Source organism: Bacillus cereus (genome assembly GCF_025917685.1).
GTDB classification, from domain to species: Bacteria; Bacillota; Bacilli; order Bacillales; family Bacillaceae_G; genus Bacillus_A; species Bacillus_A cereus_AT.
The window spans coordinates 710,549-733,696 of the sequence record NZ_CP089518.1 but is presented as its reverse complement, the minus strand read 5'-3'; the positions used below and the strand labels follow the sequence as shown (position 1 = coordinate 733,696).

Here is a 23,148-nt window from a genome sequence, read left to right as displayed (position 1 = left end):
AACATTTATAGTTGAAAAACCCAACAAAATCCACACTAAACATGCATTATTGTAAATTTAATCTTAACAATGTAAAGCTAATGTAAATAATTTTCTGCATTTTCCCCTTTAGATTAAAACTACATTTACAATCACCCTATATTTTTAAGTTTTTACACCCTTACTTTATTTACATTGAGAAGAATTTCAGTAATTTTTTTCAGTACAACTAAATAAATTGGAACAATTCTAAAAATAATTGAATATTTTTAAAGTACTAATTGACAGCATCATCCAATGTGGTCTACTATATTACTAACAAAAAGTTTACCTTAGGAAACTTTTTAAACTTAAACTAACAATATAGAGATGAGGTAACTTTTATGGTATCGGCTAATACAAAACCACTTTCTGAATTTAAAACAGGAGAGTTTGTACAAATTGAGAAGATACAATTAGAAGGAACTATGAAACGACGTTTATTAGACTTAGGATTTGTCCCTGGGGCAACGATTAAAGTATTACAACGCAGTCCACTTGGAGATCCGGTCGCTTATCAAGTAAGCAACACAACTATTGCACTACGCAAGGAAGAAAGTTCCCTTATTTTCGGGGTATTAATAGGAGATGATTTCAGATGAGCAAACATCGCATTGCTTTAGCTGGCAACCCGAATACCGGGAAAAGTACATTATTTAATACTTTAACAGGCTTAAAACAACATACTGGAAACTGGACGGGAAAAACTGTTTTAAAAGCTGAAGGGGAATATGAACATAACGGAAGTAAATATACATTAATAGATTTACCTGGAACTTACTCACTATATTCAAATTCTGCGGATGAAGAAGTAGCAAGAGATTATATTATATTTGAAAAACCAGAAGTAACTGTAGTTGTTATAGATGCAACTGCTATGGAGAGGAATTTAAATTTAGCACTCCAAGTGATGGAAATGACGAACAACGTAGTCGTTTGCATTAACTTAATTGATGAAGCTGAGAAAAAAGGCATCGTTATTGATGAAAAGAAATTAGCAAAATCGCTCGGTGTACCTGTAGTTAAGATTTCTGCTCGTAACCGAGTAGGTATTGGGCATTTGCTAAATATCATCGCTAAAGTAGCAAATAAAAAATTAATTCCAACACCAATTAAAATTTCTTACAGTGAAAAAATCGAAAATATGATTCAGGAATTAGAACCGCAAATTTATAAAGTGTTCGGTGATACGTATCCAGCACGTTGGATTGCGTTACGTATATTAGATGGAGATAAAAATTTCTTAACTACACTTCAAAAACACCATAATGAACCACTTGTAAGGGAGGTCGTAATTAATGGAATCTCACTCAGCCAGTAAGGATCTTCCTTTAGACTATATTATTCAACATGCACAAGCACTCTCAAAAGAAGATATACGAGATGATATTGTCGGAGATATTTATCGAACATCTGCAAGCATATGTAAAGAGTCTGTTCAATATACAAATACTGATAAATTGTATCGTTCTGAAAAACTAGATAAAATTTTCACATCTCCCATCTGGGGATTCCCAATTATGCTCGGTATTTTATCAATCATTTTTTATCTTACAATCGCAGGCGCTAACGTACCATCTGATATGATCGCTGAGTTCTTCGGATGGGCAGAAGGATATTTAACATCTTGGTTCCAAGCAATGCATGCACCTGAATGGTTACATGGCATTTTAATACTTGGTTTATTCCGCGGTATCGGTGCTGTTATTAGCGTTATGTTACCACCTATGGCAATCTTTTTCCCTATGTTCGCGCTATTAGAAAACTACGGATACTTACCACGTGTCGCATTTAATATGGACCGATTATTTAAAAGATCTGGCGCACACGGTAAACAGTCTTTAACAATGGCAATGGGATTTGGTTGTAATGCAGCTGCCATTATGTCAACACGTATTATTGAATCACCACGTGAACGTATGCTTGCAATCTTAACGAACAACTTCGTTCCTTGTAACGGTCGCTGGCCTATGTTAATTTTAATGGCTTCACTATTTATGGCTGCCGGTTACACAGGTAGTATGCAAACATTTGTTACTGCTGGCGTTGTAGTTGGAATGGTTGTAATTGGTGTTATGATGACATTAACTGTTTCTTGGGTACTATCAAAAACAGCTTTAAAAGGCGTTCCAACCCACTACACTCTTGAGTTACCGCCGTACCGTAAGCCAAAAGTTTGGAATACAATTGTACGTGCAACACTCGATAAATCAATTTATGTTTTAAAACGAGCTATCGTTGTAGCTGCCCCTGCGGCTGCATTAACTTGGTTACTTGCTAATATTTTCATCGGTGACACAAGCTTACTTATGTATTTTGTAAACTTCCTAGATCCGTTCGCTAAAATGTTAGGACTTGATGGATTTATTTTAGCTGCATTCATTCTTGGACTACCAGCGAATGAAATTGTTATCCCGATTTTATTAATGTCTTACTTATCAACCGGAGCTTTAACTGAAATAGATGATTTTAACCAAATTAAAAATTTATTCTTAGAAAATGGTTGGACTTGGTTAACAGCGTTAAATACAATGTTGTTCTCACTCCTTCATTTCCCGTGCGGAACAACACTGGTTAACATATATAAAGAAACAAAAAGTGCAAAATGGACATTCTTATCGTTTGCAATCCCTACCGTTATCGCAATTGTTGTTACATTCCTCTCTACACAATTGGTACATTGGTTAGGACTTTTATAAAAAACAAAGCATACATAGAAGGTATCCCCCTTCACATATGCTTTGCACGAAAGAAACCTGAAAATCATTCAGGTTTCTTTTTTTCTTTCCACGGCTGCGCTCCATACGTTGTAATTTTTTTATGAATAAAATATATAGTCCCCGGAAGAACCGCCATTAATATCGTGCAACTAATTCCTAAGCCAGTAAACAACTTCCATCACCTTATTTCACTCTTTTCGGTAAGGCTGAACCTGAATGCTCAATTGTCGGATGAACATGAACAGTAACCTCCGCATTACTAAAGTAATTTTCACCTTGATCCCAATTCTTATCTATCTTCTTCCATTCTTTATAATTATGCCGCTTATATACTTCCCCTAACTCCAATACATCTACCTTATATTTTTTTTGAACAAGTTTAATCGATTTTTGGATGCGCTTCTCCATTTCCTCCGCGATGTTTTTCTTTAATCGATTTTCGTTCATAATTTGTTTATGATCACTAAAATGCAACTCAGCTAAAGTCCCGTCCAAATATAAATGAATATCAAACTTCGGTTTTGTAGCATTTTTCGTAGCTACTTTAATCTTTCGGTGCATCTTATGAATTTCATATGTAATAAGCTGACTCTTTTTACGTATAGTAAAAAAACCTCCAATTTTTTTACCTATTATATAATTCATTCCTAATGTTTCTTCCCCACCCAAAATACCTACACACTTATTATCCTTCCCGCGAAACAACGCTGCCCCGTTCATTTGTACCCCTTGTTTTGTTAGTTCGAGAATAGGTAATACGAAACTTCGGTTAGCAATCATTTTTTGCTGTACCTCACCAATTCTTGCAGCCTCAATCATTTGGGCATTTTTCGGAGGATGCTCAGCTAGCATATCAATATACTGTGCCGGTAAGTTCTCAGGCTTGGCACTCTGCTTTAAAATAGCTTCTGCATTTTTCTTAGAAACGAACAAACGAATATTTCTTCTCATCTCATGATCGCGAATATATACATCTAACGTATTTTGTAAAACATATGGATTCGCTAGTAAATCTTTAGAAAAAATTATCACTTGTATATGCGGAAAGAATAATGAGCGACTAATTTTTTTGGCAATAATTCGTATTTGCTCAAAGACACTATCTGCTTTCGCACTAACATTAATATAATTTTCACTACCTCCACCGCCTTGGCCACCTTGTTGCGCTAACTTACTGGGAAGTACCATCTGATACGTCCCTTTCATAATTGGATTTGATTTCTTTGCCTTCACAATATCGTAAGCTGCGCCTACTACAAATCCTCTTTCTTCTATTTCTTCTAGCTCAGAGCACCCACTTATAGATCCAACTAAAACCATAACCATAATAATATTAAGAAGGTGTTTCATTTCTACCATTCCTTCTTTTTATTTTATATACAATAAAAACTAACAAAGGCGCTAGCACGACAAACCCCATATCTATCCAAGCTAAATAAGTCCCATAACTTGACAAAGTTTTCAAATTACTAGGGATCATATTCAACATAAAAATAATCGGGGCACTTACAAAAATGAAAATATGTTTCTTCACTTTCGGGAACATAGCACAAAATAATAAAGATGCGACGTCATAATACATTGCTGTAGTGTTATAAATAGTAATAATCCAAGTAGTAAAAAAAATGGCATCAAATCTTTCTAAAAACCCTCCACCAATTTCAATTTCTTTCCCTAATTCAATTGTTGGATACGTCAATCCACGGGTTGTCATATATGTAAAAACGCTAATACAAGTTACATATATTAAAATGTACGAAAGCACATTTACCATCACTGCTTTTGCAACTGCCATTGGGGCTTTTTTTGCTGTCTTATCGTTCAACATCACAGCATAAAACAGAGCTACCTCAAATCCGATAAATGTGAAAATAGAATTTTTAACTCCTACAGCATATTGACTTACATTCGTTTGAAAAGCCGGTAGTAAATTGTTTATTTCCATTAAATTTACATTCAATAAAGAAAGCAACACTATCGCAATGAACACGATAGGTAAGAATAGAACATTTAACCTTACTAAAGCCGCTCTCGATCCTGCTATTCCATAAATAACAACTAATAAGAAGAAGAAAGAGAGTAGCTGTATTGGTGTATCACTAAATAAATATGTTTGTGAAATAATTGCAATCATTCGCGATTCATATGCGGTCAAAGCAGCAAACGTTAATACTAAAATGCTACTAATTGTGTATGCAACAGGCTTCGTCAAATGTGCACTTGTATATTGAACAAAGTTTTGTTTTGGGAATAAAATAGCTACCCTCGTTACAAACCAACCTAAAACCGCACATATCAATCCACCCAAAAGCAAAATAATCCAACCGTCTGAAAATAAAGTTTGATCAGCAATATCTCGAGGCATAGATAATGCACCTATACCGATAATTGTTGACGATACCGCAAAACCAAGTTCCCGAGATCCAATTTCTTCATCCCCATATTCAAATGGCTTCAATTACTCTCGCTCCTTTGGACGTAGTGTAGAGTCTTTCGTTTGTAAATATTCTGGTCTCTCTTTTAACATTGATTTTGGTAGGCGAACCAATTCTTCCTCCCAATCTTTATAAAAAGCAGGAGCAATAGGTGTTGTATACGGTACCCCAACACTCTTTAAATTTGTAATATGGATCGCAAGTGCAATAAGAGCTAAAATAATCCCGTACAATCCAAAAGCAGTCGCGGCTAATACAAAAACGAAAAGTAAAATCCGAAACGTAATCGTAATGCTATATACAGGAAGTGAAAATGTAGCAATTGCGGTAACCGCAATAATAATTACTAAAAACGGATTTACAATCCCCGCATTTACTGCCGCTTCTCCAATTACAAGACCGCCTACGATGCCAATTGTTTGTCCCATCGGTTTCGGAAGCCTAATCCCAGCTTCTCGTATTAATTCCATCGTTAATGCCATCATTAACGTTTCTATATAAGCAGGAAACGGTACCCCTTCTCTCGCTCCCGCAATGGAATAAGCTAGTTTAGATGGAATAAGCCCTTGATGATACGATACAAGCGCTACGTACATGGCAGGTAATAAAACAGCAGCGATACCTGATCCCATACGTAACATTCTTAATAACGTTCCAATTATCCAACGCTCATAATGATCTTCTACAGATTGAAAAATATCAACAAACACTAGTGGAGCTATAAGAGCAAATGGTGACCCATCTACTAAAATGGCCGCTTTCCCTTTCGCCAATGCAGCCACTATATTATCTGGTCTTTCTGTATTTAAAAACTGCGGAAACGGCGATAAATTATTATCCTGAATTAATTGCTCAATCGTTCCTGTCTCAAAAATGACATCTGTCACTATTGATTGAAGACGCCGATCTAGCTCGTTTACGATGTAAGGGTTAATAATATCCTCTATATATACTAGGGTTACTTCTTTCTGCGATCGCTTCCCCATAATATAAGATTGAAACCGTAACTTCGGATCACGTAAACCACGGCGAATTAACATTTTATTCACATTAATATCTTCATTTAGCCCAACCCTCGGTCCACGAATTAAATCTTCTGTCACTGGCGGTTCTAGACTTCTTTTCTCCCAAGCCCTACTGTTAACAACAATAGCGGTTTGAATATTATCAATTAATATGACTGTATCCCCTGCTAAAACCGCATTTATAATATCTGGAAAAGTCGTCTTCATACCGACTTCTGCAATAGAAATAAAACGATCCAATAATGTCTGAACCACAGCTGCTTCATTTGGTATTTCTTCATATTGAAGTGTACGAACTACATATTTATAAACATTATCCTTATCTGTCAATCCACATAAAAAAACAACTGCACAACGTGTAAAACTACCAGCAAGAGCAACTTCTCTAATTGTTAAATCATTAGGTGAACCTAACTCATTTCTAATTTCCTTCATAACTTCAAACAAGTTACCTTTTAGCTCTAACAATTTCCCCACCTAACTTCCTTTTCAACAAGTTTTTAGTTAGATTCCGCTAATAGAAGAAAATATATACAAAAAAGAGCTATCTCTTTTCGAAGATAGCTCTAACACACGAATTACTTTTCTACTATTATATTGCCGGTCTTTACAGATACATTTCTTGTGAATCCACTAACTACAAACATCACAATAATGTTAACTAACAACGCGACTATACCTACATTCAAATCTTTCATATACTGCGGAACACCCGGGAACATCGTAGCTATAGTAGAACCAGATAAGGTGATATATGCGACAATTAACAACCCAATTCCCATCCCCGCAATCGCACCTTGTTTCGTAATAATTTGACGAGGAAACAAACTACATACAAGCGCAGGGAAAAGTTGCGTAACTATACTGTATCCCATTAAAAGAAGAGCCCCTATCGTTTCTCCCCCTTTAAATGTAAACAATACTGCAACAAGCGTTACAACAGGTACAAATAACTTAGCTACTTTTGCAACTTGTCTATCTGAAGCAGATGGCACCATTGTTCGGTAAATATTTTTTGCTAACAACGTAGATGCCGCCATAACAAGCATGGAACCTGGAACTAATGCCGTTAACACTCCTGCACTACCAATAATACCAATAAACCATGGATCAAACGTTTGAAGAGCCAGACGGAATAACGAAAGATCTACATCCGCTCCCTTTAACCCTGGAACTTGCAATATAGCAGCAAACCCTGCAAAGAATACGAAAAGCAACACTAAAGAATAAAGAGGCATAATCGCCGCGTTTTTCCTAAATACTTTTTCATTTTTTGCAGAGAAAGCCGAAGCGAATGTATGGGGCCACATATAGAAACCAAGAGCCGTTAATATAATAGTAGAAACAAACCAAGAAATACTCATTCCTTCTTCAGGTAAAGATAAAAAACCTGGTTTCGCTGCTTCTACAGCTTCGAACATCGGCTGAAATCCTCCATAATAATGGTACGGTAAATATATACCTAAAAACATAACGATAAATAGTATCATAATATCCTTCAAAGCAGCTGTCCAAGCCGATCCATGTATGCCTGAAACCATTACATATATAGTTATAACAATAGCACCAATCCATACTGCAATAACTGGTGATACTCTTCCATAAGATGCTTCCGAAACGATGATCCCTAATCCCTTTAGCTGTAAAACGAGATAGGGGATGATAGAAATTACACCAATAATTGAAACAATTATTCCTAGCGTCTTACTGCTATATTTTTTCGCAAAAAAATCGGACTGCGAAACGAGGTTATGTTCTTTTGCATATTTCCAAATGGGAGGCAATAAGAAATACGATAAAATATAAGCTAATGCACCATACCCTAAAATATAAAAAGTAGGAGCTCCTTTACTATACGCCCAGCCACTTCCTCCTAAAAATGTGAATGTCGTATAAATTTCGCCTGCCATAAGGAGAAAAACGAAAATAGTTCCAAACCCTCTTCCTCCAACTGACCATTGCTCTAAATTCATATCTTTTCCACGTTGTGCTCGAATCCCTAAAAATAGTGCTAAAAATAAGAATAAAATAATGATAAGTAATGCTATCATTTCACATCCCCCTTATTAGCAGGATCGAATACGTACACAAGCCCCATACAAAGAGACGTAATGAGCACTGATAATAATACCCAAAATAATAGAAATGGCATCCCAAGTACGTAAGGAGTGACCGAATTTGCAAATACTGGTCCAATCACTAAACAAAGAACTGGAATAAGTGCTAGCACGTGTATTTTCTTCATCTCATTCTCCTTTACTTATAAAATTCATAATGGATGATACAAAGACTTCCATTCCAATTGGTAATGCATCTTCGTCAATTGTAAAGCGAGGATGGTGATGCGGATATATAATTCCCTTCTCTTCATTGCCTGCCCCTATAAAAAAGAACGTCCCTGGTGCCTTTTGTAAAAATGCCGAAAAATCTTCTCCTGCCATCGTTGGTTGTAAACGAACAACTCCTTCTCTTCCATACAGCTGTAATGCCGTATGTTCAATAAGCTCTGTAACTTCATAATCGTTCACAACTGGGCGATATCCATACTCATAAGAAAATGTATACTTAGCACCATAAGATTCTGTAATATGTTTGACAATCCGTTCAAGCTTCTCCTTTGTTTCCTCTCTTAATTCATGCCTTAAACTTCTCACTGTCCCCTCAATCTCCGCTTGTTCCGGGATAACATTATGGGTTGTCCCAGAATGAAATTGCGTAACAGATACTACGAGAGAATCTAACGGGTTCGTGAGGCGAGATACAATTTGCTGGATTTGCGAAACAACTTGTGCACCAATGGCGATACTATCAACTGTTTCGTGCGGAATTCCAGCATGCCCACCTTTTCCCTCTATCGTAATTTTAAAAACGTCCGGTGCCGCCATCGCAGGACCATAAATTACACCTATTTTCCCAACCTCTAATGACGCCCACAGATGAGCACCAATAATGTAATCCACACCTTCCATCACTCCCGCTGCGACCATTTCTTCTGCACCACCCGGAAAGTTTTCTTCTGCATGTTGAAATAAAAAGCGAATCTCTCCTTTAACTTTCTCTCTTTCCTCTACCAACTTATGTACTACACCAAGCAATATTGCCATGTGACCATCGTGACCACACGCATGCATCACACCTGGATATGTAGAAATAAAATCAAATTTATTTTCTTCATGAATAGGAAGAGCATCCATATCAGCACGAACCGCGATGGTTTTACCAGGCTGCTTACCAATTAACCTTGCCATTACACTATATTTAGTAGGTCGCGAAACTTCTAAATACGGGATTTTCCGAAGTATGTCGAATACAAATTGAGATGTTTTTTCCTCTTGAAAAGATAACTCTGGATACTTATGAAAATGCCTTCTCCACTCAATCAACTGATTCTTTGATAAAACAAGTTCCTTTGCGACATCCATTTCTCTTCTCCCCTTCTTCACCAAGTTAAATGTTATTATAGCGTGAATCGTTAACTTTTAAAAGAATCTTCAGAATTTTCTATATTATAAACTTAAAAATAAAAAGCCATCCAAAAGATGACTTTTTCATTATTACAAAATAGTAATTGCTTGTTTTCCCATTTGCTCCCAAGCTTTCTCAAATTCTGCTCGCGGAACAGCCAAACGTGGATTGTTTTTAAGAGGGTCATTTACATATACAAAGTTTTGATCATATCCAATTACTACTGCACTATGTTCATAATATGTAATTTTCACTTCACCTGAGTTCGTATTCCATGTTTCAAAACTACTTTCAGCTAGTGGTTTAAACGTTGTATTAATAATGACCCATACTGGAGAACCAGAACTAATTACTTTATATATATCTTGCATATCTCTACCTGTTAAATTAATTACTTTTTCAGGAACATACTTTTCTGCTAAATTAAAAATCGGTTGATTATATACACCGTATCCCGGCTCAGCTTTCGTATAAATATTTCCAACGAATCCCTCATAAGGATTTCCACGCAAACCATTTTGTTTAAATGGGACGCGATGAATTTCACTAGCAAGTTGCATCTTATCTACTTGTATACCTTTGTATTGTAGCAACATAGCTAAACTTGTCACTTCACATCCACGGGGTAATTCTGGTAATTGTTTAATAAACGGAACTTCTTCAATCATAGCCGCTTCTTTCATTTCAGATAAAAATTCTAAACGGAACACTTGCGCCTTTTGCATAATTTTATCTTTCCCTATAAAAAACGCGGCAGCAAATATAATTCCAAAAACAAAAAGATATTTTAACTTTTTCATTTTAAACAAAACTCCATTAATTATTATTTTACAGACATACCTCTTATCATTGTACATTTCTTCTTACTAGTTTGCTAGAAAGATCCTGTGAATTATTCTTCACACTTCTACCGTTATAAAATTCTAATTATTTTTAATAAAAAGAAAAAACAATATACTTTTTTAGAATTTTTTGCTAAAATGAAAATTATTAACCTGGTGAAGGAATTAAATTTCTTTCACTAGGTTAATAAACATTCTAAGGTATTTAGTCATAGTTATCTTTTACATACTCAGTTCACAACAAAATAAGCCGAGTATGTTTTTCATCCCCCACTAATGATTAAAAGCCCAGAATGAAATCAAGTTAACACATACAAGAAAATATGGGGTGAGGGGCATATGAACCAACAAGTAGAACAAACAGATTTAAAACGAACAATGAAAAGTAGACACCTATTCATGATCGCACTTGGTGGAGTCATTGGAACGGGATTATTTATGGGTTCTGGACAAATCGTCCATAATGCAGGACCAGGCGGAGCTATTCTCGCATTTTTAGTCGGTGGTTTCGTTATGTATTTAACGATGTTATGTCTTGGCGAATTATCAGTAGCTATGCCAGAAGCGGGTTCCTTCCAAAGTTACGCAAGCAAATTTATTTCACCTGGTTTTGGATTTGTTGTCGGTTGGATGTATTGGTTAAATTGGGCTGTTACAGTTGGAGTAGAGTTAACGACTGTTAGCATTTTAATGAAACGGTGGTTTCCAGACGTTTCTTCTTGGATTTGGTGTGTTACTTTTGCAGTAGTACTCTTTCTTGTGAACGCTTTATCAGCAAAGGCATATGCAGAAGCTGAATTTTGGTTCGCTAGCGTAAAAGTGGCAACGATCGTTATCTTTATCGTTCTTGGAGGAGCGGTTATGTTTGGTCTCCTCGATTTTAATGGAAAGCCAGCTCCAATGCTTCACAATTTCACTGAAAATGGCGGGCTATTTCCAAACGGTGCATTAGCTGTTCTTCTTACGATGATTACAGTTAATTACTCATTCCAAGGAACAGAGCTTATCGGAATTGCTTCAGGAGAAAGTGAAAATCCTGAAAAAACAATTCCAAAAGCAATCAAAAATACAATTTGGCGTACTCTATTCTTTTTCGTCTTAGCAATTTCAGTTGTTGTCGGCTTACTCCCATGGCAAGAGGCTAATCTAGTTGAAAGTCCATTTGTACTTGTATTTGATGTGGCTGGTATCCCTTATGCAGCGGACATTATGAACTTTGTTATTATTACAGCTGTATTATCCGTAGCTAACTCTGGTCTATACGCAAATTCTCGTATGCTTTGGGCGATGGCAAAACAAGGCATGGCTAGTCCAGCTTTTACGAAGTTAACTAAAAGAGGTGTACCACTAAATGCGTTAATTTTCAGTCTGATTTTCGCGAGCCTTTCTTTATTAACAAGTATATTTGCAGCAGATACTGTCTTTTTAATTTTAACTTCTATTGCAGCAATGGCTGCTGTTGTTGTTTGGATGTCGATTGCAGCTTCACAGTTTTTCTTCCGTAGAAATTTCGTGAAAAACGGCGGCGACATAAATGATTTAAAATACCGTACACCACTTTATCCAATAGTTCCAATCGTAGCTTTCTCACTCAATTTCATTACATTTGTTAGTTTAGCTTTCATTCCAGATCAGAGAATCGCTCTTTATTGTGGGATTCCATTTATGATTATTTGTTACATTTTATACCAAGTAAAATATAAAAAAGCTGTCACATTTGAACAGAAAAAAAATATAACTCAGGGAATAAACTAAATATACAAAATATTCAGCTATCTTTCTTATAATAAGATAGCTTTTTTCTATTTCTTGGATATCTTGGTATAACTTTATTTATCTTAAAATTTCCACAATCATGTTTTTCTCTGGAAAATAGTTTACAATGTTATCAAGTTACAAATGATATTCACCTTAAAAAGTGTGCATTTGTGTCTATTTTTTAACAATATGACAAAAACTATTGCCTTCTATAAATTAATAGGTTTATATTGTTTTATTGGCATAGTTTCAATCCAAGGAGAAAGGAGATTTTCAATCGTGCAACTAAAGAAAACGTTTTGGAAGTTGGCTTCACTTCTTCCGTTATCATTACTTCTGTTCCTCGGTGGCTGTGATAAAAAACTCGCAGTATTAAACCCGCAAGGACCTGTTGCAAAAGCACAGTATGATTTAATTGTTTGGTCATTCTTGCTTATGTCATTAATTATCGCAATTGTATTCATTTTGTTTACAGTCATCTTGATTCGTTATCGTGAAAAACCAGAGAATATGGACTATGAGCCACCTGATCAACACGGTAACACATTATTAGAAATCATTTGGACGATTATTCCTGTTATTATCGTTATCGCATTATCGATTCCAACAGTTAAAGCAACTTATGCTTCGGAAGAGGTTCCGCAAGAGTCCAAACATATTAAACCAGTTGAAATTTATGTTACATCTGCAAACTGGAAATGGTTATTTAGTTACCCGGAGGAAAAAATTGAAACCGTTAACTATTTAAACATCCCAGCTGGTGTACCAATTCAATTTAAGCTTACTTCTGTAGGTCCAATGAATGCTTTCTGGGTACCAGAACTTGGTGGTATGAAGTATACAATGGATGGCATGATCATGGACTTATTTTTACAAGCTGACAAACCAGGTTCTTACCTAGGTCGTAGCTCGAACTTCTCAGGTGAAGGATTTACTCACATGGAATTCGAAGTTGAAGCAAAAACAAAAGAAAAGTATGACAAGTGGGTAAAAGAAGTACAACAAACTGCTCCTAAACTAACAGAAGATAAGTACAACGAAATTGTTAAACCTGGTGTAGTTGGTCGTATGACATTCTCTAGCCACCACTTAAGTTATGTAGATCCAAAATCACTTGAATATTGTGATTACAACTACTACAAAAACAAAAAATAATAGCTATTATTCCAACAGATTGGAGTGAACACAGTGAAGCTTGATGAATTTTTTGTCACAGGTGACCCGATTATTTACGGAGCTGACGCATCTATCGTTCTTGTGACATTAGCGATTCTTTTCGTACTAACAAAGTACAAAAAATGGAGATGGCTTTGGGATGAATGGTTAACAACTGTTGACCATAAAAAAATAGGGGCCATGTATATTATTTCTGCCGTTATAATGTTATTCCGTGGTGGTATGGATGGTTTAATGATCCGTGCCCAGTTAACATTCCCAGATACAACATATTTAAACGCTGAACACTATAACGGAATCTTTACAACACATGGTACAGTAATGATTCTTTTCATGGCAATGCCATTCGTTATGGGATTAATGAACCTTGTAGTACCATTACAAATTGGTGCTCGTGACGTTGCATATCCGTTCTTAAACGCTTTAAGTTTCTGGTTATTCTTTATCGGAGCAATGTTATTCAACATCGCTTTCGTAATCGGTGGTTCTCCAGACGCTGGGTGGACTTCTTACTTCCCAATGGCGGGTACAGAGTTTTCTCCTGGTGTAGGAAATAACTTCTATGCAATCGCCTTACAGATTTCAGGTCTTGGTACGTTAATGACAGGTATTAACTTCCTAGTTACGATCTTAAAAATGCGTACACCTGGTATGAAATTAATGAAAATGCCAATGTTTACTTGGTCAATCTTAATTACAACAATTATCATTATTTTCGCTTTCCCAGTATTAACAGTTGCTCTTGCATTAATGACATTTGACCGTCTATTCGATGCTCACTTCTTTACGATGGCGAGCGGCGGTATGCCAATGTTGTGGGCCAACCTATTCTGGGTATGGGGTCACCCTGAAGTATATATCGTTATTTTACCGGCATTCGGTATTTTCTCTGAAATCATTAGTACATTCTCACGTAAACGTCTATTCGGTTACAGTGCGATGGTATACTCAATGGTTGCAATTTCTTTACTAAGTTTCGTCGTATGGCTTCACCACTTCTTCACGATGGGTGCAGGTCCAGCGGTTAACTCATTCTTCTCGATCTCGACAATGGCGATTTCGATTCCAACCGGGGTTAAGATCTTTAACTGGTTGTTTACACTGTATAAAGGACGTATTCGTTTTACAGTTCCAATGCTTTGGTCATTGGCATTTATTCCAAACTTCGTAGTTGGTGGAGTTACAGGGGTTATGCTTGGAATGGCAGCAGCTGATTATCAATACCATAACAGCTACTTCCTAGTCGCTCACTTCCACTACGTATTAATTGCAGGTACAGTATTCGCTATGCTTGCTGGATTCACATTCTGGTATCCAAAAATGACAGGTCATATGCTAAATGAACGTCTAGGTAAATGGACATTCTGGATCTTTATGAGCGGATTTAACATCTGTTTCTTCCCAATGTACTTCTTAGGATTAGACGGTATGACTCGTCGTATGTATACTTACTCTGAAAGCCTTGGATGGGGTTGGTTGAACCAAATCGCATCTGTCGGCGCAGTAATGATGGGTATCGGATTCGTACTTCTTTGTTACAACGTAATTTGGAGTGCACGTCATGGTGAACGTGACGTTACTGGAGATCCATGGGACGGCCGTACACTTGAATGGGCAACTCAATCTCCTGTACAACATTACAACTTCGCGAAACTTCCTGAAATTAAAGAAGCTGATGCTTTCTGGTACATGAAACAACGCGGAGAAACAGTTATACCAGCTGCAGAAGACATCAAACCAATTCACATGCCAAGTAATTCTGGTGTTCCTATTATTGCGTCTGGATTCTTCGGTCTTGCAGGTTTTGCATTAGTATTTAGCTGGTTCTGGCTTGCAGCAATCGGTGGAGTTGGTATTTTAGCTTGCTTAATCTATCGTTCATTCGATTATGACGATGGTTACTATGTAAGTGTTGATGAAATTAAAGAAACAGAACATATAGCATGAGAGGTGAAATGACATGGCGGCTTTAGATAAAAGCTTACCTTTGGAATATCAATCCGAGCAAAGCAGATTGAATATCCTAGGATTCTGGATTTTTCTTGGGGCTGAAATTATGCTGTTCGCAACACTTTTCGCCTCTTATCTAGTCCTTGCTGGTCGTACGGCAGATGGCCCAACACCAGCGCAACTGTTTGAAGTTAAAACACTTTTAATTCAAACGCTATTACTTTTAACAAGTAGTTTCACATGTGGTATCGCAATTCATGAAATGCGTAAACACAACCAAAAAGCAATGCTTGGATGGTTCATCTTTACATTACTTTTAGGTGCAGGTTTCCTATTCTTCGAGATCGAAGAGTTCATTATGTACGTTGGTGAAGGCGCAACAATTCAAACAAGTGCTTTCTTATCTGGATTCTTCGTTCTTCTTGGAACGCACGGAGCCCACGTAACAGGTGGTATCATTTGGGCAACTTGTGTTATTATCCAAATTTTAAAACGAGGTTTGACACCAGTTACAGCTCGTAAAGTATTCATTATCAGCTTATACTGGCATTTCCTTGATCTTGTTTGGGTCTTTATTTACACACTAGTTTACTTGAACGGGATGGTGGCGTAAATGGCTCAAAATAACAATCAAGCAAACGGGCATGCCCATAGCGGATTCCCATGGTCACACGTTTTCGGATTTATTTTATCGCTTGCACTAACGTTTCTAGCGTTATACGTGGCACTTTACACAAGCCTGCCTCTTTCAACGATATTAACAACTATCATCATAATGGCAGTTGCGCAAGCATTATTACAATTAATTATGTTCATGCACTTAAAAGAAGGAGAAGGAAGAATTCAAGTTCTTACAATGATATACAGTTTCTTCGTTGCAGCAGCAACAGTTGGTCTTACTGTATGGATTTTCTTCTCAATGTAATTTGCATGAAAAAGACTGCTGAGAAATCTCAGCAGTCTTTTTTTATCCCGCATTAACGAGCAGTAAGACCCCCACCTCAAAATTCAGCGGAAGCAACGAAGTTAGGTGGGGGATCAACTGCCCGTAAAAACCCGATTGGTGAAGGCTAATAATCAGTTGGGATGAACAAAACCCCCACTGATTAAAGTTTCACTTTATCCCCTCCCCTATTACATCCACATTTCGGAATTAACAACATAATCATGAAAAATATACTTATTATGACAAATGTTAAGAAAACTCTTTCTTTATGAAATCGAACCCATATGCGTTGATTTTCTACCTATTATATGGCTAAATAGGTACTATATTTATTTGAAGGGAGAGAACGCAGTGGAACATCATTCTTCTGTTCTATCACTTATGGTTGTCGTCGCAATCGCGTTTTTCGTTCCCCTTTTGTTACAACGCTTTAAATTAAAAGCACTTCCTGTCGTTGTTGCAGAAATTATCGCAGGAATCTTTGTAGGTAAAAGTGGATTTAACATCATTGAGCCAGATATGTGGCTTCAAGTCTTATCAACACTAGGTTTTATCTTCCTAATGTTTTTAAGTGGTTTAGAAATTGACTTTTCTATCTTTAAACAAAAAGGGAAAAAGAATACGACAAACGAACCAAACACATTCCAAGCAGCAAGCATTATCTTCTTATTTATTTTCATCTTATCTTATGCCCTATCATTAATATTCGTATGGCTAGGATTTGTAGACAATGCAATGTTCATGACTTTAATTATTTCAACTATTTCTTTAGGTGTTGTCGTACCAACATTAAAAGAGAATAACTTAGGAAAGACTGCAATCGGGCAAATCATTTTATTAGTCGCTGTTATCGCAGACTTAGTTACAATGATTTTACTCGCTGTATTCGTCGGATTAAATTCCGAAAGTGGCCAAAGCATGTGGCTTCTACTTCTTCTATTCGGCGCTGGTATTGTAATTTACTTTGTCGCAAGACGCTTTAAAAATATTCCATACCTAGAAAGCTTAAAAGCCGGTAGTGTACAAATTGATACACGAGCTGTTTTCGCACTCATCTTAATATTAGTTGGATTGTCTGAATCTGTTGGGGCAGAAAACATTTTGGGAGCCTTTTTAGCAGGTGTACTCGTATCTTTATTATCACCAAATGAAGATATGGTTGAAAAACTTGATTCCATCGGATATGGTTTCTTCATCCCTATTTTCTTCGTAATGGTTGGTGTAAATCTAGAAGTATGGTCTATTTTTAAAGAGCCTTCTAGCATGCTAATGATCCCAATTCTAATCGTGGGACTCTTTATTTCAAAACTGTTACCGTCACTCGTCTTACGAAAATGGTACCCACGCAATATCGTACTCGGAAGTGCTATTTTGTTAACATCAACACTTTCTTTAGTTATTGCGGCTGCACAAATCGGTGAAAAGCTAGGCATCATTAGCCCAAGTTTATCAGCATCCCTTATTTTAAGCGCAGTTATTACTTGTATTTTTGCACCTATATTATTTAAAAAAATGTTCCCAAAAGTAGAAACACCAAAACCAAAAGTTTCTATTATTGGTGCGAGCAGAATTACCCTTCCGTTATCACTTGATTTAAAACGAGAAGATTATGACGTAACACTATATATGATGCGTCAAAATAAAATAAATGATGAGGAAGCGAAATCACATGACTTCCCTATCGTGAAATTAGATGACATCACAATCGCATCATTAGCTAAACAAACAGCATTTAATGCAGACCGTGTTGTTGTTGCAACAAGTGATGATAAACAAAACTTATTATTAGCAGAACACGCAAAAGAACTAGGTGTTGAACATGTTATTGCAAGTGTAGAAGATCCGCTTCTACAAGAGAAAGCAACACAAGAACATATCGCCGTATTCTCAACAATTAACTCTACACGAATTCTATTACGTGCACTTATTGATAAACCAAGTCTTGTTCGCTTAATTACAACAGCAAATGAAACAGTTCGTGAAGTCGAACTACGCAGCAATAAATATAATGGTGTTGCACTACGCCGCCTTCCGTTTTTAGGCGACGTACTCGTCATCCAAATTTACCGTGGTAATAAAGCATTAATACCGCATGGTGATACGAGACTACAACACGGTGATACATTGCTTGTCACAGGTTCAAAAGAACATATCGATACACTGAAAAGCATATTAGAATAGAAAAATGCCCCTCACATAATTGAGGGGCATTTTTTTCCATTTCATATGGTAAAATGTTACTATCATATATTATGAGGATGGATCACATTATGTCTATTGTAACTTTAGCTCTCTTATTATTAGCGGAAATACTAGTTGCCATTATTCTCATCGGTGTTAGCATTGAAATTTGTAGTTACGGGTGGAAAAAATCGAATGGAATAAAATACTCTTGCCTCTTACTTGCACTCCTTCTCGGCACTGCTAGCATACTCGGACTTTTCGCCGCACCTGCCTATTTCTTTATACAACTAACAGAAAAAGGCTTATAAGAAAGGATGTTAATATGATTACCGTGAAAAATATTGATGGATCTGAAACTTACGTATTACGTCAAAAAATTTTGCGCCCAAGTCAAACATTAACAGATTGTAAATACTCTTCCGACTATGAAACAGACAGCTTCCACTTAGGCGCATTTATAAACGATGAACTTATTAGTATCGCTTCTTTCTCAAAAGAAATATACCCTGACTTACCAGCAGGTATTCATTATCGTCTACGAGGAATGGCAACATTACCTGCATTTCGAAACAAACGTGCTGGAAGCTCCTTAATTCAGAAGGCGGAACAAATCTTACAAGAACGCCAAGCAAATATATTATGGTGTAATGGCCGAATTACTGTGGCTGACTATTACAAGCGCTTAGACTTCCAGGAACATGGTGAAATCTTTGAAATTGAACCAATTGGCCTTCATAAAGTACTGTATAAAAGGATATAAGAAAAGCTTTCCGCAATATGGGAAAGCCTTTCTTATATTTCAATCTTCACTTTTTATCTTTTTCATATATATGTATATAAACAAACTAGGAACTAAAAAACAAGCCAACATAATAAGTGCTGTCAAACTAATTTCCTTTATCGAAATATCAGGTGTTGCCACGATACAAATAGCTAAAATTCCAATAACAATACCTACTGGAATTAATAATAGCTTCATAAAATAACTACGCGATACTCCCCCCGTATGCTCATACACTTCCACCGAATTTTTTAAGTTTAAAAAGTTAATAACTACGATCCCGCCCATAAATACCATTAATAAATCTGAAACACTTTCATATCCTGCACCTTGCAAAACGTAGCGATAAAAAACAATACCTAGTATGACGATATTTTGTAAGATGAAAACTAGTCTAATATGTTTTAACCCCTCAATCATTAAACGTTCATCTTTCACGATTTTCACCCTATCACTCCTTTTCCTCCCAAAACAAATCATTCAATGTTTTATCTACTGCATAACAAATTTTCAAACATAAATCTAAAGACGGATTGTATTTCCCCTTCTCAATTAAACTAATCGTTTGCCTTGTAACGCCTACTTTTTCTGCTAATTGTTGCTGTGTTAAATCTAACTGAACACGCGCGACTTTTATTTTACTTACAGCCATTCATGTTCCTCCTCTACCTTTATTGTAACATATATATTCCATTAAGTAATTTATATTTTACGTAATTGATTTAATTTTCACCTTACCCTACATTAACGGATAGTAAAACGCCCGATTGGTGAGGGCTGATAAGCAGTGGGAATGAACAAAAGCCCCACCGTTTATAGTTTTACTTTATTATACACAAAAAAGGGCCTCTCATAAGAAGCCCCCTTTCTATATCTATATTATAAGAATAAATGACATCCAAATAAAATTGTAAATAAGTATAGTAATGGATGTACCTCCATCCCTTTTCCCTTCGCAATTTTTAAAATTGGATACACTAAAAATCCGATTGCAATTCCATTCGCAATACTAGATGTTAACGGAATACCAACGAAAATTAAAAATGCCGGTAATGCATCTTCGAATTCATTCCAATTAATATCACGAATGCTTTGTGCCATTAAACTACCTACTATAATTAAAGAAGGAGCTGTAATAGCTGCTACACTTGATAAAGAGGCAATAACAGGGCTAAAGAATGCCGTTATAATCGTTAAACAAACGACTACAATACCTGTCAATCCAGTTTTACCACCTGCAGCAATTCCTGCTGACGATTCAATTGTCGCTGCTGTCGGGCTTGTCCCAAAGATAGAACCTGTCGTCCCACCAATTGCATCCGCAATGAACGCCTTACCAAAGCGCTTTTCAGTGTTATCTGTATTTAAACCTGCTTGTTTAATTAAACCGAGTAAAGCACCTGTTGTATCAAATAAAAGTACAAGTAAGAATGAAAAAATAACTCCATATAACCCGTATTGAATTACATCCGAAAATGCATTGATAGGGTTTGAAACAATGATGCCTTCTGGCAAATGTGGCATTGCGACAATGTTATTTTCAAACTTTAATTGCCCTGTAAAGAAAGCAATAATCCCTGTCACAATCATACTAATAAACAATGCTCCACTAACACGTAATACCATTAATACCGCCGCTAATATTAAACCAATTAGAGTTAAAATAACGGCTGGAGAATGGAAGTCACCAATCGTAACTAAGTTAGATGGATGATCAACGATAATTCCAGATAGACGTAATCCAATAAAAGCAATAAATAACCCAATTCCACCTGCAATCGCATGTTTTAAACTGTCAGGAATTGCGACAATTAGCTTTTGCCTAAATGAAGTGAACGATAATAAAAGAAAAATGATACCTGTTACAAATACTGCCGAAAACGCAATGACATATGTAATCCCCTCTGCCTGTTGAACAACAGAATAAGCAAAATACGCATTCATTCCCATAGCTGGAGCAATAACAATTGGATAGTTAGCTAAAAACGCCATACATAGCGTTCCAACAACTGTCGCAATAATAGTTGCCGTAAATGCTTGATCAAATGGTACACCTGCATCAGATAATATTTTCGGATTGATGACAAGAATATACGCAAATGTAAAAAAAGTTGTGATGCCAGCCAAAATTTCTTGCTTCACAGAAGTGTTATACTTTTGTAATTGAAACATACTTATGTACCCTTCCTACACCTGAATTATTATCACACATTCTTTTCTTATTAGTATGTGAGAAAATGTAATACTTAATCTTAACAATCAATAAAAAGAAGAGTCAATATATTCTCTAATAGTTAGAATTTTAAGTTTAAGTCTGACAAGATCAGATGTAGTACAGTGTATTATGATTATTTTTGTAGCATAACAGATAGAAATGTTTTATAATTTGAAATAGTTAAATATTTAGTAAACGCATTCAAATATCGTTCACTCTACAGGGGGTATTCTTCTTATGCAGCAAACAAACAAATCTGAAACTTTAAACCGTGGTTTAAAAGAACGACATATTACCTTAATGTCTCTCGGTTCAGCTATTGGCGTTGGATTATTTTTAGGATCAGCTTCCGCTATTAAACTAGCTGGCCCATCCATTTTACTAGGTTATATGATTGCCGGACTCGTTATTTTTTTCATTATGCGCGCACTCGGAGAAATGGCAATTGAACAACCAGTTGCTGGCTCTTTTAGTAAATATGCAAATGATTACATCAGCCCACTAGCTGGATATATTACAGGCTGGAATTACTGGTTTTTATGGGTTGTTACTTGTATGGCGGAAATTACAGCGGCAGGAATTTACATGCAGTACTGGTTCCCAGATATCCCGCGTTGGATCTGGGCGTTACTAGCTCTTTTATTAATGAGTGCTTTCAACTTCTTATCTGTAAAAGTATTTGGAGAACTTGAGTTTTGGTTTGCTCTCATTAAAATTGTCACAATTATCTGTATGATAGTAGTCGGTGCTGGGATTATTTTATTCGGATTTGGAAACGGAGGCGTCGCAACTGGCATTTCAAATCTTTGGGAGCACGGAGGCTGGTTCCCAAATGGATTCTCTGGATTACTACTTTCCTTACAGATGGTATTATTCGCTTATTTAGGAGTCGAACTTATCGGGGTTACAGCTGGTGAAGCTCAAAATCCAAAAAAAACACTTGCAAAAGCAATTGATAACGTATTTTGGAGAATCTTATTATTCTACGTTGGAGCTCTATTCGTTATGATGGCAATTTATCCTTGGAACGAATTTGGTGAGAAAGGCAGTCCATTCGTACTAACGTTCCAGCAAATCGGTATTGCAAAGGCAGCAGGTATTATTAACTTTGTCGTTTTAACAGCTGCTCTTTCTTCTTGTAACGGTGGTTTGTTTAGTACAGGCCGTATGCTATTTACATTAGCACAACAAAAGAAAGCTCCTGAACGATTCGGCCGTTTAAATAAAAACGGTATTCCTAGTCAAGGAATTATAGCAACAGCAATCGTTTTACTCGTTGGCGTTATATTAAACTACCTTGTTCCTGCAAAAGTGTTTACATGGCTAACTAGTATTTCAACTTTCGGTGCAATTTGGACTTGGGGAATTATATTAGTCGCGCAAATTAAATTCCGTAAAGGATTACAGACTAATAAAAAGGATAAGCTAGCATATAAAATGCCTTTACACCCATTAAGTTCATATTTCTCACTCGGCTTCCTTGTACTTGTACTAGGTATCATGGCCTATTCAGAAGATACACGAATCGCATTAATCGTCGGTCCAATTTGGCTTATCGGCTTGGCTATCGTGTATTATATGAAAGGTTTTCATAAGATTGATGAAACACCTAATTCAAAAATTAGTTAAACCT

At 36.3% G+C, this 23,148-nt stretch carries 22 protein-coding genes; 12 read left to right on the top strand and 10 right to left on the bottom strand.

Annotated features, from left to right (window positions below; all coding sequences use genetic code 11):
• Positions 1-362 precede the first annotated feature (362 nt).
• Genes LUS72_RS03635 through LUS72_RS03625 form a run of 3 tightly spaced genes read left to right on the top strand, consistent with a single transcriptional unit; the run spans position 363 to position 2,717 of the window.
• On the top strand, positions 363-620 hold the full coding sequence (locus LUS72_RS03635) for a FeoA family protein (RefSeq protein ID WP_097832910.1): 258 nt from the start codon (positions 363-365) through the stop codon (positions 618-620).
• On the top strand, positions 617-1,339 hold the full coding sequence (locus LUS72_RS03630; RefSeq protein ID WP_097832909.1) for a FeoB small GTPase domain-containing protein: 723 nt from the start codon (positions 617-619) through the stop codon (positions 1,337-1,339). Before LUS72_RS03635 ends, LUS72_RS03630 begins: the two co-directional genes overlap by 4 nt.
• Positions 1,317-2,717, top strand: a complete 1,401-nt coding sequence (locus LUS72_RS03625; RefSeq protein ID WP_097832908.1) for a nucleoside recognition domain-containing protein — start codon at positions 1,317-1,319, stop codon at positions 2,715-2,717. The genes LUS72_RS03630 and LUS72_RS03625 overlap by 23 nt, the downstream gene beginning before the upstream one ends.
• A 204-nt stretch (positions 2,718-2,921) precedes the next feature.
• On the opposite strand, the gene LUS72_RS03620 is transcribed toward LUS72_RS03625, so the two are convergent.
• The 7 genes from LUS72_RS03620 to LUS72_RS03590 form a co-directional block, all read right to left on the bottom strand.
• Positions 2,922-4,088, bottom strand: coding sequence for a Ger(x)C family spore germination protein (locus LUS72_RS03620; protein ID WP_141533284.1), 1,167 nt, complete (start codon positions 4,086-4,088; stop codon positions 2,922-2,924).
• Positions 4,072-5,196, bottom strand: a complete 1,125-nt coding sequence (gene gerLB, locus LUS72_RS03615) for a spore germination protein GerLB (protein ID WP_097832905.1) — start codon at positions 5,194-5,196, stop codon at positions 4,072-4,074. Before gerLB ends, LUS72_RS03620 begins: the two co-directional genes overlap by 17 nt.
• On the bottom strand, positions 5,197-6,675 hold the full coding sequence (gerLA, locus tag LUS72_RS03610) for a spore germination protein GerLA (RefSeq protein WP_141533283.1): 1,479 nt from the start codon (positions 6,673-6,675) through the stop codon (positions 5,197-5,199).
• Between the two features lie 101 nt (positions 6,676-6,776).
• Positions 6,777-8,249: a sodium:solute symporter family protein gene (locus tag LUS72_RS03605; RefSeq protein ID WP_097832904.1), complete on the bottom strand. Its 1,473-nt coding sequence runs from the start codon at positions 8,247-8,249 to the stop codon at positions 6,777-6,779.
• A complete protein-coding gene (locus LUS72_RS03600) occupies positions 8,246-8,443 on the bottom strand; it encodes a DUF3311 domain-containing protein (RefSeq protein ID WP_000719864.1) in 198 nt (65 codons plus the stop codon). The genes LUS72_RS03605 and LUS72_RS03600 overlap by 4 nt, the downstream gene beginning before the upstream one ends.
• A gap of 1 nt (position 8,444) precedes the next feature.
• Entirely contained in the window at positions 8,445-9,620 is a 1,176-nt protein-coding gene (locus tag LUS72_RS03595; protein WP_097811276.1) for an amidohydrolase, read from the bottom strand.
• A 132-nt stretch (positions 9,621-9,752) separates the two neighbouring features.
• The gene (locus LUS72_RS03590; protein WP_097832903.1) at positions 9,753-10,463 is read right to left on the bottom strand and encodes a C39 family peptidase; all 711 of its coding nucleotides are present in this window, start codon (positions 10,461-10,463) and stop codon (positions 9,753-9,755) included.
• A gap of 381 nt (positions 10,464-10,844) precedes the next feature.
• Here LUS72_RS03590 and LUS72_RS03585 point away from each other — a divergent pair, with 381 nt between their 5' ends.
• The 8 genes from LUS72_RS03585 to LUS72_RS03550 all read left to right on the top strand — a co-directional run bounded on the left by LUS72_RS03585 (position 10,845) and on the right by LUS72_RS03550 (position 19,279).
• Positions 10,845-12,260 carry an amino acid permease gene (locus LUS72_RS03585; RefSeq protein ID WP_071735679.1) on the top strand — a complete coding sequence of 472 codons (1,416 nt, stop codon included), beginning with the start codon at positions 10,845-10,847 and terminating at the stop codon, positions 12,258-12,260.
• A gap of 282 nt (positions 12,261-12,542) precedes the next feature.
• A complete protein-coding gene (locus LUS72_RS03580) occupies positions 12,543-13,418 on the top strand; it encodes a cytochrome aa3 quinol oxidase subunit II (protein ID WP_071772228.1) in 876 nt (291 codons plus the stop codon).
• 33 nt (positions 13,419-13,451) lie between these two features.
• Positions 13,452-15,386: a cytochrome aa3 quinol oxidase subunit I gene (qoxB, locus tag LUS72_RS03575; protein ID WP_141533282.1), complete on the top strand. Its 1,935-nt coding sequence runs from the start codon at positions 13,452-13,454 to the stop codon at positions 15,384-15,386.
• A gap of 13 nt (positions 15,387-15,399) precedes the next feature.
• Positions 15,400-16,002, top strand: coding sequence for a cytochrome aa3 quinol oxidase subunit III (qoxC, locus tag LUS72_RS03570; RefSeq protein WP_002174913.1), 603 nt, complete (start codon positions 15,400-15,402; stop codon positions 16,000-16,002).
• Positions 16,003-16,314 (top strand): cytochrome aa3 quinol oxidase subunit IV, encoded by a 312-nt coding sequence (qoxD, locus tag LUS72_RS03565; RefSeq protein WP_071743723.1) that lies wholly within the window; start codon positions 16,003-16,005, stop codon positions 16,312-16,314.
• Between the two features lie 372 nt (positions 16,315-16,686).
• Positions 16,687-18,516, top strand: a complete 1,830-nt coding sequence (locus tag LUS72_RS03560) for a monovalent cation:proton antiporter family protein (RefSeq protein ID WP_097832900.1) — start codon at positions 16,687-16,689, stop codon at positions 18,514-18,516.
• 53 nt (positions 18,517-18,569) lie between these two features.
• Positions 18,570-18,827: a DUF4022 family protein gene (locus LUS72_RS03555; protein ID WP_141533281.1), complete on the top strand. Its 258-nt coding sequence runs from the start codon at positions 18,570-18,572 to the stop codon at positions 18,825-18,827.
• Between the two features lie 14 nt (positions 18,828-18,841).
• Positions 18,842-19,279, top strand: a complete 438-nt coding sequence (locus LUS72_RS03550; protein WP_264448607.1) for a GNAT family N-acetyltransferase — start codon at positions 18,842-18,844, stop codon at positions 19,277-19,279.
• 39 nt (positions 19,280-19,318) lie between these two features.
• Here LUS72_RS03550 and LUS72_RS03545 read toward each other — a convergent pair whose 3' ends face one another.
• The 3 genes from LUS72_RS03545 to LUS72_RS03535 all read right to left on the bottom strand — a co-directional run bounded on the left by LUS72_RS03545 (position 19,319) and on the right by LUS72_RS03535 (position 21,472).
• The gene (locus LUS72_RS03545) at positions 19,319-19,747 is read right to left on the bottom strand and encodes a hypothetical protein (RefSeq protein ID WP_264448606.1); all 429 of its coding nucleotides are present in this window, start codon (positions 19,745-19,747) and stop codon (positions 19,319-19,321) included.
• A gap of 4 nt (positions 19,748-19,751) precedes the next feature.
• Positions 19,752-19,952, bottom strand: coding sequence for a helix-turn-helix transcriptional regulator (locus LUS72_RS03540; RefSeq protein WP_000301182.1), 201 nt, complete (start codon positions 19,950-19,952; stop codon positions 19,752-19,754).
• Positions 19,953-20,179: 227 nt separating this feature from the next.
• Positions 20,180-21,472, bottom strand: a complete 1,293-nt coding sequence (locus LUS72_RS03535) for an NCS2 family permease (RefSeq protein WP_071743728.1) — start codon at positions 21,470-21,472, stop codon at positions 20,180-20,182.
• A 280-nt stretch (positions 21,473-21,752) separates the two neighbouring features.
• Between LUS72_RS03535 and LUS72_RS03530 the strand changes: the two genes are divergently transcribed.
• Positions 21,753-23,144, top strand: coding sequence for an amino acid permease (locus LUS72_RS03530; protein ID WP_097832897.1), 1,392 nt, complete (start codon positions 21,753-21,755; stop codon positions 23,142-23,144).
• Positions 23,145-23,148: the final 4 nt, after the last annotated feature.

Bases quoted from the DNA above. Each gene is read 5' to 3' on its own strand.
- LUS72_RS03635 (WP_097832910.1), top strand. From the start codon at position 363: ATGGTATCGGCTAATACAAAACCACTTTCTGAATTTAAAACAGGAGAG.
- LUS72_RS03630 (WP_097832909.1), top strand. From the start codon at position 617: ATGAGCAAACATCGCATTGCTTTAGCTGGCAACCCGAATACCGGGAAA.
- LUS72_RS03625 (WP_097832908.1), top strand. From the start codon at position 1,317: ATGGAATCTCACTCAGCCAGTAAGGATCTTCCTTTAGACTATATTATT.
- LUS72_RS03620 (WP_141533284.1), bottom strand. From the start codon at position 4,088: ATGAAACACCTTCTTAATATTATTATGGTTATGGTTTTAGTTGGATCT.
- LUS72_RS03605 (WP_097832904.1), bottom strand. From the start codon at position 8,249: ATGATAGCATTACTTATCATTATTTTATTCTTATTTTTAGCACTATTT.
- LUS72_RS03600 (WP_000719864.1), bottom strand. From the start codon at position 8,443: ATGAAGAAAATACACGTGCTAGCACTTATTCCAGTTCTTTGTTTAGTG.
- LUS72_RS03595 (WP_097811276.1), bottom strand. From the start codon at position 9,620: ATGGATGTCGCAAAGGAACTTGTTTTATCAAAGAATCAGTTGATTGAG.
- LUS72_RS03590 (WP_097832903.1), bottom strand. From the start codon at position 10,463: ATGAAAAAGTTAAAATATCTTTTTGTTTTTGGAATTATATTTGCTGCC.
- LUS72_RS03585 (WP_071735679.1), top strand. From the start codon at position 10,845: ATGAACCAACAAGTAGAACAAACAGATTTAAAACGAACAATGAAAAGT.
- qoxC (WP_002174913.1), top strand. From the start codon at position 15,400: ATGGCGGCTTTAGATAAAAGCTTACCTTTGGAATATCAATCCGAGCAA.
- qoxD (WP_071743723.1), top strand. From the start codon at position 16,003: ATGGCTCAAAATAACAATCAAGCAAACGGGCATGCCCATAGCGGATTC.
- LUS72_RS03555 (WP_141533281.1), top strand. From the start codon at position 18,570: ATGTTACTATCATATATTATGAGGATGGATCACATTATGTCTATTGTA.
- LUS72_RS03550 (WP_264448607.1), top strand. From the start codon at position 18,842: ATGATTACCGTGAAAAATATTGATGGATCTGAAACTTACGTATTACGT.
- LUS72_RS03540 (WP_000301182.1), bottom strand. From the start codon at position 19,952: ATGGCTGTAAGTAAAATAAAAGTCGCGCGTGTTCAGTTAGATTTAACA.
- LUS72_RS03535 (WP_071743728.1), bottom strand. From the start codon at position 21,472: ATGTTTCAATTACAAAAGTATAACACTTCTGTGAAGCAAGAAATTTTG.
- LUS72_RS03530 (WP_097832897.1), top strand. From the start codon at position 21,753: ATGCAGCAAACAAACAAATCTGAAACTTTAAACCGTGGTTTAAAAGAA.